This is a genomic window from Pedobacter sp. ISL-64 (genome assembly GCF_018613605.1).
GTDB lineage: Bacteria > Bacteroidota > Bacteroidia > Sphingobacteriales > Sphingobacteriaceae > Pedobacter.
In genome coordinates this window covers 119,265-139,069 of the sequence record NZ_JAGGPU010000004.1, presented here as the reverse complement: position 1 = coordinate 139,069, position 19,805 = coordinate 119,265, and the positions used below count along the sequence as shown (strand labels likewise).

12 protein-coding genes are annotated in these 19,805 nt (G+C 41.2%); 6 read left to right on the top strand and 6 right to left on the bottom strand.

Annotation, left to right across the window (positions count from 1 at the left end):
* The first annotated feature begins 76 nt into the window (after positions 1-76).
* The 3 genes from J7E57_RS05310 to nhaA all read left to right on the top strand — a co-directional run bounded on the left by J7E57_RS05310 (position 77) and on the right by nhaA (position 8,559).
* The gene (locus J7E57_RS05310; protein ID WP_215125913.1) at positions 77-5,293 is read left to right on the top strand and encodes a CehA/McbA family metallohydrolase; all 5,217 of its coding nucleotides are present in this window, start codon (positions 77-79) and stop codon (positions 5,291-5,293) included.
* A 38-nt stretch (positions 5,294-5,331) separates the two neighbouring features.
* Positions 5,332-6,222: a type IX secretion system membrane protein PorP/SprF gene (locus J7E57_RS05305; RefSeq protein ID WP_215125912.1), complete on the top strand. Its 891-nt coding sequence runs from the start codon at positions 5,332-5,334 to the stop codon at positions 6,220-6,222.
* A 1,182-nt stretch (positions 6,223-7,404) separates the two neighbouring features.
* Positions 7,405-8,559, top strand: coding sequence for a Na+/H+ antiporter NhaA (gene nhaA / locus J7E57_RS05300; RefSeq protein WP_215125911.1), 1,155 nt, complete (start codon positions 7,405-7,407; stop codon positions 8,557-8,559).
* Positions 8,560-9,365: 806 nt separating this feature from the next.
* Here the strand turns inward: nhaA and J7E57_RS05295 are convergent.
* Positions 9,366-9,731 carry a winged helix-turn-helix transcriptional regulator gene (locus J7E57_RS05295; protein WP_215125910.1) on the bottom strand — a complete coding sequence of 122 codons (366 nt, stop codon included), beginning with the start codon at positions 9,729-9,731 and terminating at the stop codon, positions 9,366-9,368.
* Positions 9,732-9,830: 99 nt separating this feature from the next.
* Between J7E57_RS05295 and J7E57_RS05290 the strand changes: the two genes are divergently transcribed.
* Positions 9,831-10,361, top strand: coding sequence for an NAD(P)H-dependent oxidoreductase (locus J7E57_RS05290; protein ID WP_215125909.1), 531 nt, complete (start codon positions 9,831-9,833; stop codon positions 10,359-10,361).
* Positions 10,362-11,592: 1,231 nt separating this feature from the next.
* On the opposite strand, the gene J7E57_RS05285 is transcribed toward J7E57_RS05290, so the two are convergent.
* Positions 11,593-12,900, bottom strand: a complete 1,308-nt coding sequence (locus tag J7E57_RS05285; RefSeq protein WP_215125908.1) for a hypothetical protein — start codon at positions 12,898-12,900, stop codon at positions 11,593-11,595.
* 340 nt (positions 12,901-13,240) lie between these two features.
* On the opposite strand from J7E57_RS05285, the gene J7E57_RS05280 reads away from it, so the two are divergent.
* Complete coding sequence (locus tag J7E57_RS05280) at positions 13,241-13,531, top strand: helix-turn-helix domain-containing protein (protein WP_215125907.1); 291 nt, start codon at positions 13,241-13,243, stop codon at positions 13,529-13,531.
* 240 nt (positions 13,532-13,771) lie between these two features.
* Here the strand turns inward: J7E57_RS05280 and J7E57_RS05275 are convergent, their stop codons facing one another.
* Genes J7E57_RS05275 through J7E57_RS05265 form a run of 3 tightly spaced genes read right to left on the bottom strand, consistent with a single transcriptional unit; the run spans position 13,772 to position 14,663 of the window.
* Positions 13,772-13,912, bottom strand: coding sequence for a hypothetical protein (locus tag J7E57_RS05275; protein ID WP_215125906.1), 141 nt, complete (start codon positions 13,910-13,912; stop codon positions 13,772-13,774).
* A gap of 41 nt (positions 13,913-13,953) precedes the next feature.
* Positions 13,954-14,391, bottom strand: coding sequence for a hypothetical protein (locus J7E57_RS05270; protein ID WP_215125905.1), 438 nt, complete (start codon positions 14,389-14,391; stop codon positions 13,954-13,956).
* Positions 14,392-14,393: 2 nt separating this feature from the next.
* Positions 14,394-14,663, bottom strand: coding sequence for an ECs_2282 family putative zinc-binding protein (locus tag J7E57_RS05265; protein WP_215125904.1), 270 nt, complete (start codon positions 14,661-14,663; stop codon positions 14,394-14,396).
* Between the two features lie 89 nt (positions 14,664-14,752).
* Here J7E57_RS05265 and J7E57_RS05260 point away from each other — a divergent pair, with 89 nt between their 5' ends.
* Positions 14,753-15,763 carry a helix-turn-helix transcriptional regulator gene (locus tag J7E57_RS05260; RefSeq protein WP_215125903.1) on the top strand — a complete coding sequence of 337 codons (1,011 nt, stop codon included), beginning with the start codon at positions 14,753-14,755 and terminating at the stop codon, positions 15,761-15,763.
* Positions 15,764-16,472: 709 nt separating this feature from the next.
* Here the strand turns inward: J7E57_RS05260 and J7E57_RS05255 are convergent.
* Positions 16,473-19,736 (bottom strand): DEAD/DEAH box helicase family protein, encoded by a 3,264-nt coding sequence (locus J7E57_RS05255; protein ID WP_215125902.1) that lies wholly within the window; start codon positions 19,734-19,736, stop codon positions 16,473-16,475.
* Positions 19,737-19,805: the final 69 nt, after the last annotated feature.

The following is a 19,805-nucleotide window of genomic DNA, read 5'->3' as shown; positions in this document are numbered from 1 at the left end:
AAAGCTTACGCTTAATCCGCTTCGCTAACTTATTCAAAAAGATTAATTCATCATTTCATATCCCTAAAAAACTTATATGAAAAAACTTTTACTATTATGTTTTACAATGCTTTTGGCAACTTCGTTGTTTGCCCAAAGTTTTAACGGAACCTACAATTTCAGTAGCGTTTCTACCACTACAGGTAAAACGGATCCCACCCCGGTTCCAACCGCAACCGGAGTTACTTTTGGTTCTTTTACGGCTAATGGAGCTGTTTCCGTAAACCCGAACGCAGGTGGAAGGTTTTCTTTCACCAGTCAGCCTACAGGCGCAACCAATGCCAGTGATGTTTTTACCGGCACAATAGATTTAACCAAGTATTACGAAGTAACCATCACGCCTGTTACAGGTTACACCCTAAACATTACGGGGATTAAATTCACCCTGCAACGTTCAGGAACCGGGATCAGGCAATATAGTGTACGATCGAGCAAAGACAGTTATGCGGCTAACTTACCAGCCGCTGTATCGCCCGCCAATACAGATCTTCAGGTTGTAACAGGAAATATATTTCAGGTACTGGATGCAGCAACAGCTGCTGAGGTTGGCAGTACCATTACCTTAACAGGTTTTACCAGCATTTCTACAGCAACTACCTTCCGCTTTTATGGTTACAATGCCGAAGCTGCCGGAGGTACATTTAGTATAGATGATGTAGTTATTTCCGGATCTGCAGTTTCTGGTACTGACAATACCCCTCCTGTAAATACGGCCTTATACCCAAAAACATCAAATATTACCTCAACCTCTTTTAGCCTTACCCATAATATCGATGAGCCGGGTAAAACTTATTATGTTGTTACCGCATCAGGCAGTCCAGCCCCAACACCTGCACAGGTAAAAGCTGGATTAAACGGTAGTGGTACCGCAGCAATTAAATCTGGCACTTTGATCAATGCAGCCAATACAGATGTTAGTACGTCCATTACCGGATTAACCGCAACTACAAATTATGCAGTGTACGTAGTGGCAGAAGATGCTGTAAGCACACCTAATTTACAAACTTCGGTTACGCTCCTAAATGTAACAACACTGGGTTTGGCAGATGTTACGCCACCAGTAACCGCAGCCACTTACCCAAAAACCACAACGGTTACCACTACCACAGTAGATTTTATCAATAACATTAACGAAGCGGGTACCACTTATTACGTACTGGCACTTTCAGGAGGTACAACTCCAACGCCTGCACAGGTTAAAGCTGCGCAGGATGGTACCGGATCTGCAGCCTTAAAATCGGGTTCTTTTATTAATACAGCCAATACAGATGCCAGTGCATCCATTAACGGATTAACAATTGGCACTGGCTATACCTTATATGTGGTGGCACAGGATAATACCGGCAATTTACAAACCACTGTGGCCACCGTTGATGCCACAACTGCCAATCCGCCTTTGGTAAGTTCGCCCATCATCATCAGCCAATATTACGAAGGTACATCCGTAAACAAGTGGATTGAGCTAACCAATTTAACCAACGCGCCCATCAACACCTCAACGCCTCAATTAAAATTAGCTTTATACAATATTTCGGGCGATGCGGGTAACATCAACATCACTGGTACACCATCACAAACGGTAAATTTAAACTTCACCATCCCGGCTCATGGCTCCGTACTTTTGGGCAATACGGGCAACAGCAACACCGAAGTACCTTACCTAAGTACTGCCAGTGCTATATTAAACAGCAATACCGTAATCAACTTTAACGGTAACGATGGTGTGGCCCTTTTAGATGCCAATAACAACATTATCGATGCTTTCGGTCAGGGTGTTAACACAAAAGATGTTTCTTATGTAAGAAGTTTGAATGTAACGGCCCCTAGCCCAACTTATGTAGACGACGATTGGACCAGAACACCACTGGCTACCGTTCAAAATGCCATTGATGATGACGATGCCAATAGATTGGGTGTACATTTCCCGCCTAACTTACCTGCCTGCGCCGCGCCAAGCAGCCCTGCAACCGCATTGGTTTTTAGCGCCGTAACCACAGGCAGCATCACCGCTACTTTCACTAAATCTGCCGATGCCAACGAATACCTGATCATCAGAAGTTTAAATGCCACCTTAAGCGCGCTTCCTGTTGATGGTACCACTTATGCCATTGGTTCTGCTTTTGGTGGGGGCACGGTAATCAATAAAATTGTAAACAATAGTTTTACCGATAACAATTTAAACAGTTCTACTACTTATAACTATTTTATTGTCCCATTAAACAACCTTTCTTGTACCGGCGGACCGAAATATTTAACCACCAACATTTTAACCGCAGCACAAAGCACTAAAACCCTATTGCCCTGTGCCACTCCAACCGCACAGCCTACCGGTTTCACCATTACCTCCGCTAACTATAACTTTATCCAGGCTTCTTTCACCGCCGCCAGCGCAGCTGATGAATACCTGGTGGTGATGAGTACCAGCAACACCTTAACCGCAGCACCGGTAAACCAAACGGTTTATAATGTTGGCGATGCTTTAGGTGGTGGTATCGTGGTGAAAAGAGGAACGGGCACTTCATTTATCAGAAATGGTTTAACCCAGAACACCAATTATTACTTTTTCACTTATGCGGTAAATAGTGCCTGCAGCGGTGGCCCTTTATATTTAACCACACAGCCCCTTTTAGGAAACTTTAAAACCGGCATCCTCGATGTAAACAAACTCAATTTCTATTATGGTAACTTACACAGTCACAGCAGTTATTCTGACGGAAATAAAGACGATTTAACCAAAAAACCAGAAGATGATTATGCTTTTGCCAAAACGGCGATGAACCTCGATTTCCTTGGGATATCAGAGCACAACCATACACAGGCCGGCATGTCTTTAGCCAACTGGCAACCGGGTATCATTGCAGCCAAAAATGCAACCACTTCTACTTTCGTTGCTTTGCATGGTATGGAATGGGGCGTAATCAGTGGCGGCGGACACGTAATTGTGTACGGTATCGATTCACTGATCGGCTGGGAGCCCGGCGAAAACCAGATTTATGTACCTAAGAGTACTTATACCGGACCAGCGGGTTTATTCAGGATCATTAACCGCCATGGTTTAAATGCCGTAGCTACTTTGGCCCACCCTAATACTACCGATTTTAACAACATCTCGGCCACTTACGATTTAAGTGCCGATAGCGCCATTGTAGGTGCGGCCTTAGAAAGTGGTCCTGCGTTTTCTACCAATGTTACCTATTCCGATCCCGCCAGCTCAATGAGTTATTTAAGTTATTATAACCGCATGCTGGCAAAGGGATATCACCTTGGTGCAAGTATTGATCATGATAACCACAATTTAACTTTTGGTAAACACACCCGTGCCAGGTTAGTGGTATTGGCTCCTGCCCTTACCGAGAACGATTTATTGGATGCAATTAAAAAGATGCGTTTCTATGCATCACAAGATTCGGCTGCGAAAGTCGTTTTCACCATCAATAAACAACCGGTAGGCAGTGTATTTAAAACCGCCGGTGCGCCACAGATCTCGGTGAGTTCGATTACCACAAGTGCCGTAACCAGCATTAAAATTTTATACGGAACACCTGGAAGCGGTACCAATCCGGTAGAATTAACCACCAGCCCAACCGCAAGTTTAACCTATACCGATAATGCCCTGGCCAACCTGGCCACAGGCTATTATTATGCTGATATTGTAGAGGCAGATGGAAGCCGGATCATTACCTCTCCCATCTGGTATACCAGGGATGATGCAACCGTTAAGAAAGATCAGAACATTACCTTTGCCACCACCAGAACGGCTACTTATGGCGACCCTGATTTAGTTGCAGGGGCTACGAGCGACAATACAGCCATTAACATCGAATATACCAGCAGCGATACCAATATTGCCACCATCAGCAATAACGATATCCACATTGTAAAAGCAGGTACAGTAACCATTACGGCCAATCAGCCTGGAAATACCTTCTTTAATCCGGCAGTGGCTAAGCAACAGGTTCTCACCATTTCGCCTAAAGCGATTACGGTAACAGCAGATGCTAAAACCAAGGTAGAAGGAACAGCTGATCCGGCATTTACTTATGTTTCGGCTCCGGCATTGATCGGAACTGATGCCTTTACGGGTGCTTTAACCCGCGATTTAGGTGAAACAGGAGGCGATTACCTGATCAAACAGGGAACACTGGCTTTAAGCACCAATTATGCCATCACCTACAAACCCGCAAATCTGCATATCAATGCTAAACCTGTAGCGGCATTAAGTGGCAATGTTTCTGTTCCACAAAATGCTACCGCTCCGGTAATCACCTTTAGTGCAACAGCAGGCACGGCACCCTTTACTTTTACCTACAATATTAACGGCCGTACCAGTCAAACCTTAAAATCAACAAGCAATACAGCAACCGTAACGGCGCCAACCAGCGTTGTTGGAACGTTTGTTTACACCATTACCAATATTGCCGATGCCTTCAGCACCCAAGCGCAAAATGTTTCTACTACCGTAATTGTACGCCCTTTACCATTGGCTACCATTTCGGGTACCACATCGGTATGTAACTTCGGTACCCCGCCCAACATTACCTTTACAGGATCAGTTGGAACGGCACCTTACACTTTCACCTATACCGTAAACGGAGGTACTAACCGTACCGTAACCACAAATTCAACTACAGCAACCGTTAGTGTAGCCACCAGTTCGGCGGGTACATTTACCTACAATTTAGTAAGCGTGGCCGATACTTATGCCAATCAGCTACAAACCGGAACAGCTACTGTAACCGTAAATGCCTTGCCTGTGGTTTCGGTCAGCAGCAACAAAGGTTTATCCATTTCTAAAGGTGACGCGATCATTTTAACGGCTACCGGCGGTACACAATACAGCTGGACAGGCGCTGAGGTTGTTAGCGGACAAAGCACTGCTGCATTAACCATCCGGCCGAAACAAAGCGGCACTTACAAAGTAACGGTAACCAATGCGAGCGGTTGTATAAGCGATCAGAGCATTGCAATTACCGTAACCGAAGATTATAAGTTAGAAGCCAGTACCGTAGTCACGCCTAATGGTGATGGGTACAATGATAAGTTTATCGTTAAAAACATCGATTACTATCCAAACAATACCCTGAAAATATTCGATAAGGCCGGGCGGATTTTATATACCAAACACACCTACGCCAACGATTGGGATGGAACGGTAAACGGTAGCCCATTGAGCGAAGGCACCTACTATTACATCATCGATTTAGGTAACGGCATCGGTACATTCAAAGGTTTTATCAACATCATTAGAGACTAATTACAGACATGAGAGCAATTACAAAAAACATAAAGCAAATGCGTCGCGTAACGTTTCTATTTGCTGCAGGCACATTATTTTTGAGTTCAGTAAAAGCGCAAATCCTTCCACTCAATGCACAATATTTCCAGAACCGTTACCTCGTTAATCCATCAATGGCAGGTATTACCGAAGGTTTTAACATCAACGGCAGTTTCCGCAAGCAGTGGTCGAACATTCCAGGTGCACCCATTACCCAGAGTGTAACATTAGATCAGCAGGTAAACAAAGTGGGTTGGGGAGTAAACGTATATAATGAGAAATCGGGCGGAATACAACGTACTAAAGCCGTAGGAACCTTTGCCTACCACCTGCCCTTAAACAACGACGATCAGAAATTAAACTTCGGGATCTCTTTTGGTGCAAGTCAGGATAAACTGGATTTGAGCAGTGTAAGAAACAGCGATATTAACGATCCATCCATCGCCCGTTTTAACGATCGGGGTTATTATTTAGATGGCGATTTCGGGATTTCTTATACCTCTAAAGGATTAACCGTTGAAGGTGCCGTTCCAAACATGCGTTCGGTTTTCAGAAAAGACGATTTAAACTATGCTGATAAACCCACGTTTTATTCGGCAGTAAGTTATAAGTTCATGCTGGGATCGGGTATTAACGGAATCAGCCTCGAACCTAAAGGTGTTTTCAGGGGCATCAAAAATTACGAAAATTTATGGGATGCCGGTTTAAATGCAAATTTTGCCAACGATAAATTATATGTAATGGCCATGTACCACAACACGCAAAACGCCACCGTTGGTTTTGGCATGAACTACAAATCGACCTTATATTTTATGGCTTATTACAATACCGCAACCTCGGCCATTAGTGGTTATACCGATGGCGATTTTGAAGTGAATATCAGGGTGAATATTGGTAAGAAGCCTTAACTATTTTAAAGAACTGTCGTCATCCTCGCGCATGCGGGGATCTTAATGCAACAAAACGAAAAGCCGCAGATCTAAGCATCTGCGGCTTTTTATTGATCGCATTCCCACCGATCCGCCTAACCCCTATCCGCCTATCGGCACCTTTCCCCTGAAAGGGAAAGGGCTAAAAAACAAATTACCGCACCCTGCAATATGCTCCCTGCGATCTGCACCCTGTTATCCGGCCTAGCAGATTTCATTGAAAGACAAAACACAACTCTCAACTTTTGACGTAAACACAGTTTAAAGATTTCTCTCCCGAAGGTTCGGGACTGCGTTCCAGTCGAAATGACGGATTTATCGCAGTAGAAATGATGCGAACAATCCCTCTACTCCCTGCTATCCGGCCTGGGATATGATGGAAGGAGAAAACGTTAAAGCTTTAGCACCTCCTTTCAACCTACCACTGCCCCGAGGCAGCACGCCCTTTCCGACCCTTCGTCGGAACTTGTGCTGGCGACCAAAAAAGCTTTGACGAATTTATCCGACATCAGATCCAAGCCTTGATTGTTTGTTTCTTTATCATCAAGGATAAAGAAAGAGCCCCCTCGGCGGCGGTGAGCCGAGGCAAGCCCGGGTAGGTGGCAAAACGAACCCCTATCCGCCTTCCGGCACCTTTCCCCTGAAAGGGAAAGGGCTTAAAAGACAAATTATCGCTCCCTGCAATATGCACCATGCTATCCGGCCTAGGATATGATGGAAGGAGAAAACGTTAAAGCTTTAGCACCTCCTTTCAACCTACCACTGCCCCGAGGCAGCACGCCCTTTCCGACCCTTCGTCGGAACTTGTGCTGACGACCGATAAAGCTTTGACGAATTTATCCGACATCAGATCCAAGCCTTGATCTTTTGTTACTTTTGGATCAAGCCAAAAGTAAGAGCCCCTCGGCGGCGGTGAGCCGAGGCAAGCCCGAGTCCAGGGTAAATAAGACAAAGGACAACAGTATAGCGAACGCTTTAAGATTCCCGCATGCGCGAGATCCGATAGCTATCGGATGACGACCGTATTAGAAACTATCCCTATCATCATACCCTCTGCTCCCTCCTGCGCAGAAATAAGAAAGTCAAATACTCCCTTTCAAACATTACATTTCTTTACAAAAAATATCCCCTTTTCCTTCTTCTTTCACTATTTTTACCCCTATGGCTAAATTGATTAATCTAGAAGTATTTCAGCGTTTCTTTCGCTCCGGACAAGTAGGCGGTTTCTTATTATTAATCTGCGTGGCCATCTCCTTACTGATTGCCAATACCGCTTCCAAAGAAAGTTTCGAAACCTTTTTAGCCACAAAATTAGGCTTTGGTCCTGTAAACTACAGCATCCTCGCCTGGATAAACGATGCCTTAATGGCCATATTTTTCCTCCTCGTCGGACTCGAAATCAAACGAGAACTCGTAGAAGGCGAACTATCTTCCGTTAAAAGTGCAGCCTTACCCGTAATTGCAGCGCTCGGCGGAATGCTTGTACCTGCATTAATTTATACCTTATTCAACAAAGGCGAAAGCTCCGCATCTGGCTGGGGCATCCCGATGGCTACTGATATTGCCTTTGCCCTCGCCATCATCGCGATGCTCGGTAAAAGCGTGCCCACCAGTTTAAAAATATTCCTGGCCGCATTGGCCATTGTCGACGATCTTGGTGCCATTCTGGTCATCGCGATCTTTTATACCCACCAGATTTATTTCGAGTACCTCGCTATGGCTGGGGGTATCCTCGTTCTTTTAGGACTGATGAACTATTTCGGCGTAAAGAACCTGGTATTTTACCTCATCCCCGGTATCTTCCTCTGGTATTTCATCCATCACTCGGGCATCCATGCCACCATTGCAGGTGTACTGCTGGCTTTTACCATCCCTACAAACGAAACCGACATCAAATCGCCCTTAGAAAAACTGGAGCATTTTTTAACCACTCCAGTTAACTACATCATTATGCCCATTTTTGCATTGGCCAATACCAACATCACTTTCCAAAAAGAAATGCTTACCGGACTGGTTTCTCCTTTAGGCCTCGGCATTATAGTAGGCTTATTCGTGGGTAAAACCATTGGCGTAACCTTTTTCAGCTGGCTCGCCGTGAAACTGAAATGGGCCGATTTACCCACCGGAGCAGGCTGGAAACACATTTTAGGTTTGGGCATGCTGGCCGGAATCGGTTTTACCATGTCGATCTTTATTGCCCTGCTCTCTTTTAGTGAAGCACTGCATGTTTCGGAAGCGAAGTTTGCAATATTAACGGCATCAATACTATCGGGTGTGGTAGGTTTTGTGTTTTTGAAATCGGTAAAGAAGGCTTAACGGCAAGTTTAACCGCAAAGGGCACAAAGTAGGTCGCAGAGAGCGCAATTATAAAGCTTGATTTGTTTCATCATTTCGACTGAAGTGTAACCACAGAGGACACAAAGTAGAACACAGAGGGCACAGCATGTGAGTGGCAATTAACCGATTAAAGGTAAAATCATTCTTTGCTTTTGCAGGCTCACTAGCGTCGTCATTTCGACTGAAGCGTGCCGATTCTTCATCGGGAGCGAAATGGAGAAATCTTTAAACTATGTTTTCGCTTACTTTCCAGCGCCTTAAACCCCTATCCGCCTATCGGCACCTTTCCCCTGAAAGGGAAAGGACTAAAAAACAATTATCGCACCCTGCAATATGCCCCTAGCTATTTGCACCATGCTATCCGGCCTAGGATATGTGGAAGGAGAAAACGTTAAAGCTTTAGCACCTCCTTTCAACCTACCACTGCCCCGAGGCAGCACGCCCTCCCCGATTCTTCATCGGGGGCTTGTGCTGGCGACCAAAAATAGCTTTGACGAATTTATCCGACATTAGATCCAAGCCTTGATTTTTGGTTACCTTTTTATCAAGAAAAAGGTAAGAGCCCCTCGGCGGCGGCGAGCCGAGGCAAGACTGGGCGAAAGGCAACAACATAGCGACAGCTTTACGATCCTCGCATGCGCGGGAATGACAACCTTATTATAGCGAGCGCCTTAAACCCCTATCCACCTATCATTTTCAAACCTTCCGCTTTACCCCTCGAGGTATTCTCTTCGAATAAAAGAGATAAGCATTGCGTTTTGGATGCTGAGCTTAAACAAACCAGATCAAAACTCCCCTAACAGACTTTTATGCTTTACCCCCCACCTTTCGAGTTCATTAATAATCGGCCTCAATTCGAGGCCAATTGCGGTTAGTTCATATTCCACCCGTAGCGGAACCTCGGCGTAGATGGTTCGCTTAACAATTTTATCCGCTTCTAATTTACGTAGCTGTAAGGTTAACATTCGCTCGGTAATATTTGGCAAACGTTGTTTTAACTCTCCGAATCTGAGTTTACCGTTCATTAACCACGAACAGATCACTAAAGCCCATTGCCCGCCGATAATGTTTGCAGAATAAACTTCTAAACACTCATCAGCTAAAGCTTGTTTGTTAGCATAGTTGGTTGAGGTTTCCTTGATTTTAGACATACTTACATTTTTTATAGTACCTTACAATTGGTCGCTAATTTACAAAATAAGCGGTTATGCATCTATTTTTGCGCTTTATAATCATCATAATTTGTAAAAATGAAAACATTAATCGTTGTAACCCATCCCGATATTAAAAATTCCGTAATCAACAAGCGGTGGATTGAAGAATTAAACAAATACCCTGATAAATACGTAGTCCATCAACTGCATGAAGCCTATCCAGATGAAAAAATTGATGTATTGGCAGAACAAAAGCTGATTGAACGACATAACAAAATCGTATTCCAATTTCCCTATTATTGGTTCAATTGTCCCGCACTTTTAAAAAAATGGATGGATGAAGTACTCACCCATGGATGGGCCTATGGCAGCAAAAGTGGTTATAAATTGGCTGACAAGAAAATCGCCCTGGCCATTTCTTTGGGCGTAGATGAACAGGAACTGCGTCCATCAGAAAAGTATAAATATCCCTTAGCAGAATTAACCCGTCCGTTCGAACTTTCTTTTGAATATGTAAAAGCCGATTACCGGCCCCTGTTTGCTTATTATGGAATGGAGTATAACACGTCGAAAAAATGGATAGAGGAAAGCGTTCCTTTGTATTTGGATTTTTTAGATTCGTTATAAAGTAAAAAAAGTTATTATTTGCTTTTTGGTTTAACCGCGAAGAGCGCTAAATTTTTACCACCGAGTGCACTGAGTTTTACACAGAGCAACACAGAGAGCAGTATAGCCTTTTAGGCACCCGGCTCCCGTACTTAGTGCCCTTTCTCTGCGAACTTTGTGGTAAAAAAGACGTTATTTGTTTTTTGGTTTAACCGCAGAGGGCACAAATGACGATCGTACTATAGCGAGCGCCTTAAACCCCTTTCCGCCTATCGACACCTTTCCCCTGAAAGGGAAAGGACTAAAAAACAAATTATCGCACCCTGCAATAGGCCCCTCGCTATCTCCTCCATGCTATCCGGCCTAGCAGATTTTCTCAGGAAAAAGCACGGAAATCTTTGCACCCCCTCTTCATACCCCACAGCCCAATGCAATATAAAGTCCCGATTTTTCATCGGGGCCTCCATATTGCCGCAATAAGAATTTCGATAGCTTAGTTCAAGAAAGGATGCAAGCCTTGATCTTTTGTTACTTTTGGATCAAGCCAAAAGTAAGAGCCCTCTCGGCGGCGGTGAGCCGAGGCAAGCCTGAGCCAGGGCAAAAAAAGCAACCGCTTTAAGATTCCCTCCTTCGCAGGAATGACGACCGTATATAACGAGCGCCTTAAACCCCTATCCGCCTATCGGCACCTTTCCCCTGAAAGGGAAAGGGCTAAAAAACAAATTATCGCACCCTGCAATATGCACCTTGCTATCTGCTCCCTGCTATCCGGCCTAGCAGATTTTCGCAGGAAAAAGCACGGAAATCTTTGCCCCCCCTCTTCATACCCCACAGCCAAGGCAGGATCAAAGCGAGAGCGGTGGACTATAGCAAGGGCTAAGAGCTTCGATGCTGCCGCAAATAAGATTTCCGTAGCTTTTTACAAGAATTGCGCAGCAATCTTTTATACCTATAAAAAACAATATGATCACATAAAAAACGATGCAAGCCTTTCAGTTATGCCTTTTTGTTAGTTTTTTTTAACGACAGGCATGCTTTCGCTACGCTCAGGTTGGTTACCTTTTTATCAAGAAAAAGGTAAGAGCCCCCTCGGCGGCGGTGAGCCGAGGCAAGACTGGGCGAAGGGCAAAACCTGCAATTGTCATTCTGAACGCAGTGAAGAATCTTCTAATAAAAAGATCCTTCGTACCTCAGGATGACAGCGAGAGAATGACGACCGTGTTTATGATACTGTAAACAAAATATCATCCCATTACGTCCGCTTAACCACATACCACTTCTCCATACCCTCCACAAACCCTTCAAAAAACTCCTTATAATACCCTTTCGGTACCTGCACCCTAAAATTTACCCTACTAAAAAACCAAACCAGTTTATAATCCATTTCTGCCTCAAGCAAATACCACAAATATGTTTTCACCCGATCGCAAACCAAAAACAGCGCAACACTATCGCTACTTAATTTCAACAACTTCCCCTTTACCTTAAGCTTCAATTCCAGTTCGTAATAATCGCCCTCATCCCTTAACACAAAACTTAAAACAGGTACCTCCATCGAAAATTCAATCAGTTTCATATCCCGCATTACAGGTTTGCCCGCAACATTGCGCATACCATAGGTGTAGAGGTAGTGTGTAAAACGTTGTTGCATCAATAGCGGTAAAGCCTTATTCCATAACTTTAAAAGTACCAGCTGGTTAGCATCGTTAAGTTTATTGGTTTCGGCTACCTTTTCGGGCAGGTGGCCATTAGCGTTAAAGCGTATGGCAGCTAGCTCTTTCATGGCTAAGCAAATGCTGTTTAGCTCCTCCTGTTGTGGCGAGAGGCTTATGCCATCCACATCTTGCGGATTCAACACGAAACGTTTAAAAGATTTAACCGTTTTAAGGTAGGCCGTGGCCAAAAAAACATAAGGAATTAAAAAAGGATAATGGTTGGTGTGGAAATTAAGCAGATCGGTATTGGCGAAACAATAACCAATGCTAACCGGTGCCAAACGTGCCACAGCATGTTTATCCAATAGCCTTTCTCGTGGTACTACCGTGCGTTCGGTAACATCCGGGAAATAATCGCCAGGCCTAAACAAACCACTAAACTTTTTCTTCAATGTAATGCTGAAACCGCCAGTTTTTTTCACCACATCTACATATTTCGATCGCTCCCTATCCAAAGCAAAACATGCTGGCCAGTAATATTCCTGAAAATCGCAGTAACCACTCCGCATCATAGCCCGCAAAGTAAGGTAAGCATAACGCCCAAGGTAGGTTTCGTCCGTATCAACATTACAGCTCACCAACAGGCAATCGTATGCTACCCCAATGTAAACCCTAATTGCTTCTTCCCCTTCCAATTTAACATGAACGGTTAACAAACCCTGATCGAAAGAAAGCGATGCTATGGCCAACTGCTCAGGCTTTTTACCTACACTAAATGTGCTATGCAATCCGATAGCGATCTGATCCAGCACCGCTAACCTTAACACCCTGCTCTCCTTTTCAAAAGGCAGTTGATAAAACCGCGAAAGTGGTTTCCCTGCAATAGTAACTGGTTTAGTCATCATACTCGTATGGTTTTACGAGTCTTGCAGTATGAAGAAACACTATAGCTGGGCTCTAAATACCATCTACCGGGCTTCTCACGGCCTTGCCAACGGAATTACAATAGAGCCCATGATGCTATAGTGCGCACTAAAAGTACGCAAAATATCACCATAGGCATTAATCTATTGTCTCGTTGGCTGTTTACTGTGAGAATTTGGTAGCCGAGACTCTTTATTAACACCTAATTTATACACGAATGTAATAATAAAAGTTTAGATATTCTAAAGTATTCTTTAAACAATCAAATGAAAAATATAAAAATTATCAAGTAAAATTTTCACTTGGTATGTTTATCAAAAAATGATTAGAGTGAAAAAGAAGTCGGAGCTTACAGAACTTGGCAAATACTTAATTTTGAAATCTGCTAACAAAGCAGAAATTTATAGGAAGACGAGTATTACTGAGTCTCGCTTAAGCCTACTAAGTAATGACGCGAGCACTAAGCTTTCTGGAGAAGAACTATACTTGATAGCTCTTGCACTAGATGTTGAGCCGGGCGATATGGCCAAAACGATTTATAAAGGAGTTAAGCTAAACAGTATTGAAGATCAAGAAGCATTAGCAGCTAAAAGTAGGAAACAGAAAGGATAGTTCTTTCGAATGATCCCGGCTTTTGGTAAATAAGCGAAAAGTGCCACTATTACCAGTAGCGACAATTCAACATTAATTGCCAGCTCGTTAAACTATCAGCCCACCTTTAATAGGATTGAAAAATGTAGACTTATACGAGAGATTATTAGCAAGCGAAAGAGAGTGGAGATATTGAAAAATAGCTAGTAGAAGTAATTATAAAAGTAAAAGCCCGATCTGCGATGATTGGGCTTTTTGATTTTAAAGCATTCTTACCTCATCTTCAAAATATACCTGGATGCCGAGTTTATCAATAGATCTCTTAATGTCTAACATTACTGGTTCATAATTCACCGGAAATGCCATCGCAAATTGAGCATTCTGATACTCTGGTTTGTCCATTGAGCTTAAGGTTGTAAATAATGCGTCCGCTCCGTGAGAATTTATAGCGTAAGCATTTGGCGATGCTTATTATTTCTCTGATATTCATCATCCCATGTCAGTTCTACCAATAGCTTATCTGGAGAACCGATATGCATAAATAAACTCATCTCTGTACCATCCTGTGGATTTAAAAACTCATACGGAAAAGGATTACTTCCACCAATAAACTCACCACCACCTAACAGCTTTATATCAATGTTATTGGCAACCGCCTTACCTGCATTATACACTTTGATAGTTCTCCGCCCCTTTTCTCCTTTCATCACATTGGCCCGGATAACTGCTCTTTTTTGTTCAATGGTTTCAGCCTCTTGTTTCTGTAACTGATAAGCATTAATTTGTACTTCTTGCTGCTTTAACCTCCTATCATGAGCAAAATAAGTAAAAACCGAAATTAATAGTGCAACACCTGCAATCAATAAATTTAAAGTATCCATCCCTATTTAATTTTAATGAACTTATTCCCCTTAAATACAGCTTTTAATGATTTCTCAAATGCTGCCTTAATTTCCTTACCAACATCTTGCTTCATATCCTCAACTGCACTACTGATCTGTTCCTGGTTAAACTCGACCAGTTCTTCATAACCGCCCAGATATTCACGATTGCAGGTTTTACATTGCACATAACTTTTGTCTTCATTAAACTCAAAAGCTGCACCTCCACAGGTTGCACAGTTTAATGGCACTGTAATTTGTTTGTTTTTCATCATCGTTATTTTAACACCACAAAGTACATACACACCGATGCAATGTATTTGCACAACAAACTTTATCTTTAGTCATCTAAAAACAATCAATGGCCTCTAACAAACATGCTTCCATCCGTTACCGTGTGCTCGACAAGTGTTTTGCCAATCCGGTTAAAAAATATTTCCTGCCTGATTTAATAGCTGCCTGCAACATTGCACTAAAGGAAATAGATCCTGATAGTAGGGGAATAAGTAAGAGAACCATTCAGAACGACATCATCCACATGGAAAATGCCGAAGGCTTTAGTGCGCCTATTGGTCATTATGTTGATGGCAAGAAAACCTATTATCGGTATAGCGATAAAAATTTCTCCATAGATAAACAACCTTTAAACCAGGCTGAGCTCGAACAAATTAAAGCAGCCATGCAGGTATTGTCTCATTTTAAAGGCATGCCCCAATTCGAATGGCTAAACGAACTTAACCCTAAAATGGAAAATGCACTCCTAATGGAGAGAGATACTGCGCCTATTATCGGTTTCGACAATAATAATTACCTAACTGGTATAGAGCGATTGGGTGAACTCTTCCACGCCATACTGTATAAAAAGCCACTTTGTATCAGCTACCAGTCTTACAAAAGAGCTGAACCCTCAAAACAATTGCTCCACCCCTATTATCTTAAACAATACAATAACCGTTGGTTTTTATTAGGCTTAAATGCCAAACTAAATAAGATCACCAACTTGGCCTTGGACCGCATTAAAGCCGTTGACGAGGAACCAATTCTTTTTATACCAAACACAATCGATTTTGAAGAATATTTCGACGATATCATTGGTGTAACTTTACCCGAAGATGCAGCAAAAGAAAAAATTGTTCTGAAATTTGCTTCATCAGCCTCTCCTTATGTTTTTTCTAAACCCTTACACCACTCGCAAAAGAAAATCGACTATACCAATGAAGAACTCACCATTTCTATTGAAGTGATCCCTAATTACGAATTGGAGAGTTTGATATTAGGTTTTGGGGAAAGAGTAAAAGTACTAGAGACACAAAATTTTAAATTAAAGATTTACGAGCGATTGAATAATGCATTATTGATTAACAAAGCTTAATTCGTTTCATTATATATTTGAGAATCAAAATTCAAAGTTGATTGCTCTTTCTATTTAAAATTTATATTACAATACTTAACAATAAAGCATATACAAATTATGAAAAAAACCAGCAACATGACCGCAAATGAGACTGTCATAATAGTTCTTTTACACCTCTTAACACCAGTTATATTGTTATTGCTTTATTTTCAAACAGACTTATCATCGTATTCTAATATACAATGGATCAAATATTTATTCAGTACAATAAGCTTAATAATAATATTTTATGGATTTAACCGATTAGAAAAGAATGTACTACTGAAAGTTCCAGCATACTATATTATAGCATTTGGATACATTATTTGTAATATAGTATTCTTTGCATCACTTTATTTAGAAAAAGGAATTTCAAGCTCAACAGTACTAATTTCACATGATAAAACCGTGTGTTTTTATTTTTCAATTAATAATTTTCTGAATAGACAAACTCCATTTATTCCTAATCAGTCAATGCAACTCCTGGCATTACTTCAGACCTTTTCCGGCTTCATTACTTTTGCATATTTAATACACAAATTCACTATGTTACATACAATTAAATCAGAAAATCAGTAACTATCCCTAATAATTTATTAAGAAAAAATTTAAGACGATAATTCTTTTGTAATAAACGAAAATAATTAATGCTGTAATTTATTGGTAAAAATGTCTTCTTGTCAAACAATTACGCTATTCCTTGATTTAATGTATCAATTATTTTAATAATCTTAAAAGCGTCCTCTTCTTGAAACAAACCCAAAACACCACCTTGATTAATATCTGTAAAGGGCCTATCAAATAACATGCTTTTATCGATTGAACCGTTTTGAGTTAAATAGTTGATCAGCGTGTTCATAAAGGTCATTTGTTCCGCCGAAATATTTGGACGGTTGATAAATTCAGCAAACATTTCTTTTGCAGCTGCAGCTTCAAGCCCAATAATCGAACGTATAAAGTGAATAAAATCCTTTCCGTTTAATGCTTCATCTAAATGTGTTGCAGCAATTGGATCTTCTTCAAACAATAATGTTTTAATCTGTTCCAATTCTTCACCGGAGATGGGTTGATTATTTTTGATCTTATTAATCACCAGGAATGTTCTATGCTTTCTGATAAATGATTCAACACGCGCCTGGTAGGTAGGTAAGCCTATGTAAGGTTCTAAAATATCATGCACAACAATATCTCCAGTTAGCTCATCTGTAAAATTAGTATAAATTTTAGGTTGCTTTGGCTTATCCAAAAACTTCATCAGCTCCCTTATCTCTGTTCTTAAATTCTCTAAGGTTTTCAGATCTATATTTTGCCAGAATGTATCATTCAAAGCTTGCTTTAGTAAATCTTTCTTGGCCGCCACATGTGGTATGGTAGTTTGTTTCAGCAATTCGCTAGCTGTTGTTTTAGCCTGGGATATTAAATTGGCAATAGCCTTATCTTCATTTAGATAAGCATCCATTATACGATAGCTGATTACGTCAAATTTCTTGGCATCAAAATCGGGATCTGAATTTATAATCAGATGAATAATGGTTTTATTTAAATAACGGACTTTATCTTCTGACAGATTATTCCAGTAATTACGATCAGAAAAAAGTTTTATTAAACGCAAATGCGGTCTATTAACAAAACTATTTTCATTAAGTTTGATAATCTCTGCATGTAATTCGTCGAGTAACTGATGTCTAAATTCATTAAGTTCATCATCTTCTAATAAGTTTTCCGGGTTAAGGGCCAATTTAACTTTTAACTGAAATACCCGTTGAGTGATAGAAATTGTAGCACTTGGCTCAATTCCTTTCGGGTTGTCACCAAAGAATTCAAGGTTTCCACAATAATCAAATATGTAAAATTCCTTCTTATCCTCGCCGATTTCAAAGATATTTTCACAAAGCCTGGTTCCCCTACCAACCATCTGCCAATATTTAGCACTCGATTTAACAGACTTAAAAAACACAAGATTCAATATTTCTGGCACATCAATACCCGTATCGAGCATATCAACAGAGACCACAATCTGAGGCAACTTAGTGGCCACTTTAAATAAGTCAATCGTATCTTCTGGTTTATCCGAAGAGTGCGTAACTACTTCTAAAAAATGTCCCTTTAAACTGGGATACATTTTATCAAAACAGGTTTCGATAAACCTTGCATGTGATTGATTTTTTGCAAAAATAATGGTCTTACCAATGGTATCCCCATTATTCACTTTTAAACCGTTATCCATCAAAAGCTGAATCACTTTATTTACCGTGTTTTCGTTAAACAGCCAATCGTTTAACGCTGCTGAGCCCACCTCATCAGGTACATTATCTTCACTATCAGCAAAGGTTTCTTCGAATTTTAATTTATCTTCTTCTGATAATTCTGCATATTTTATGCCTTCCCTTGGAAATTTCAGAGGAACCAACATGGCAACCGGAGGCACTAAAAACTTATCATCAACAGCACGGTTTAACTCATAAGAAAAAGTAGGCACACCAGTTTCCAGTTGAAAAAGTTCGTAAGTGTCTTTATGAGTTTCTGCTTTGGGTGTAGCCGTTAATCCTAAACGAATGGCATCAAAATAATTAAAAATGGCTTTATACTTTTGATAAATGGACCGGTGTACCTCATCAAAAATAACCATATCAAAGTACCCAGGGGTAAACAAGCGTTTTTCGCCCACAAACTCATTATCTATACAATTGATCATGGTTTGATAGGTAGAGAACACCATTCGAACCTGATCGGAAGTTTTATCTTTGGTTAAATTTACCGATGTGAGCTGGGGTAAATAATCGTTGAATGACTTTTTAGCCTGACTAACTAATGGATTTCGATCGGCTAAGAACAATACTCTTTTTACATGGTTCGTTTTAATCAGTACATCAACCAAAGCCGCAGCGGTACGGGTTTTACCGCTTCCTGTAGCCATAATAAAAAGTAAATCGCGTTTATGATTAAGCAACGATTCTTTAGCCCTTTGGATGGATTCGATCTGATAATATCTACCCGCAATATCAACATCAACGGCCTGCTCGGCCAAAGGCGTAGCAATAATCCGGCGATTTACCAATCTTTCTAAATCTTCCTGACTATAAAATCCCTGAACCTCCCGAGGTGGATAATTAAAATCATCCCAAATATAATGCTCAAAACCATTGCTGGCGAACAATATCGGGCGGGAGCCAAATTCTTTTTCTAAAGCATCGGCATAACGGCTCGCTTGCTTTAAGCCTTTATCTCTACCATCAACGGTAGTTTTCTTGGCTTCCACAACGGCCAAAGCTTTGCCGTCATTCCCAAATAAAACATAATCCGCTCTATCTGTTCCTTTTGCACTTTGTTTTAATAAATATTCTGATTTTGTTCCTGCCTCCCCAACATTCCAGCCAGCTTCCTTAAGTAAAATATCGATATAAAGCTCACGTGTTAACTGCTCCGATGGACTACGATAAGTTAAACCTGCTGCTGTTTCGGTAACCGCTTCTTTGAGTTTTATCTCAGTAAGATCAGCTATTGCTTCATTTGCTTTAGCCCCTATCTTTTTAATATCAAATGGTTCGCTTTGTAATTTATCGCCATAGTAACTGACTATCCATTGTGCAAAAGCATGTAAGTTGATGATGCAGGTGTAAGCATCTTTAAAACTGATTTTCTTTTTACTTACATGAACAGCCAGGTTACCCGTTTTGCGGATGGCATTAATATCGGTAAATAAGTTATTGCCAACCAAGCGCACAAAACCAGGTTTATGCATTAAGGAATTCAGCGTATTTTCATCATCTTCATTGATAACTTCTAAACCACGGTCGGTTTCGAACATCCAGATTACCATTTCTTCTAAGGCCTTGCGACAGAAAATGGAACAGGCCTCAGCATCTTCCTGCAAAAAATTCTCAGCTTTGTGTGCCTGTTCGTAGAAAGATTCAAAATTACCGGCTAAGAAATGAAAGTTACCTGAATACATAATTATTAAGGATGAATTTGGTTGGACAAATTACAAAATTTTACACTATAATATCCAACCATTAACATC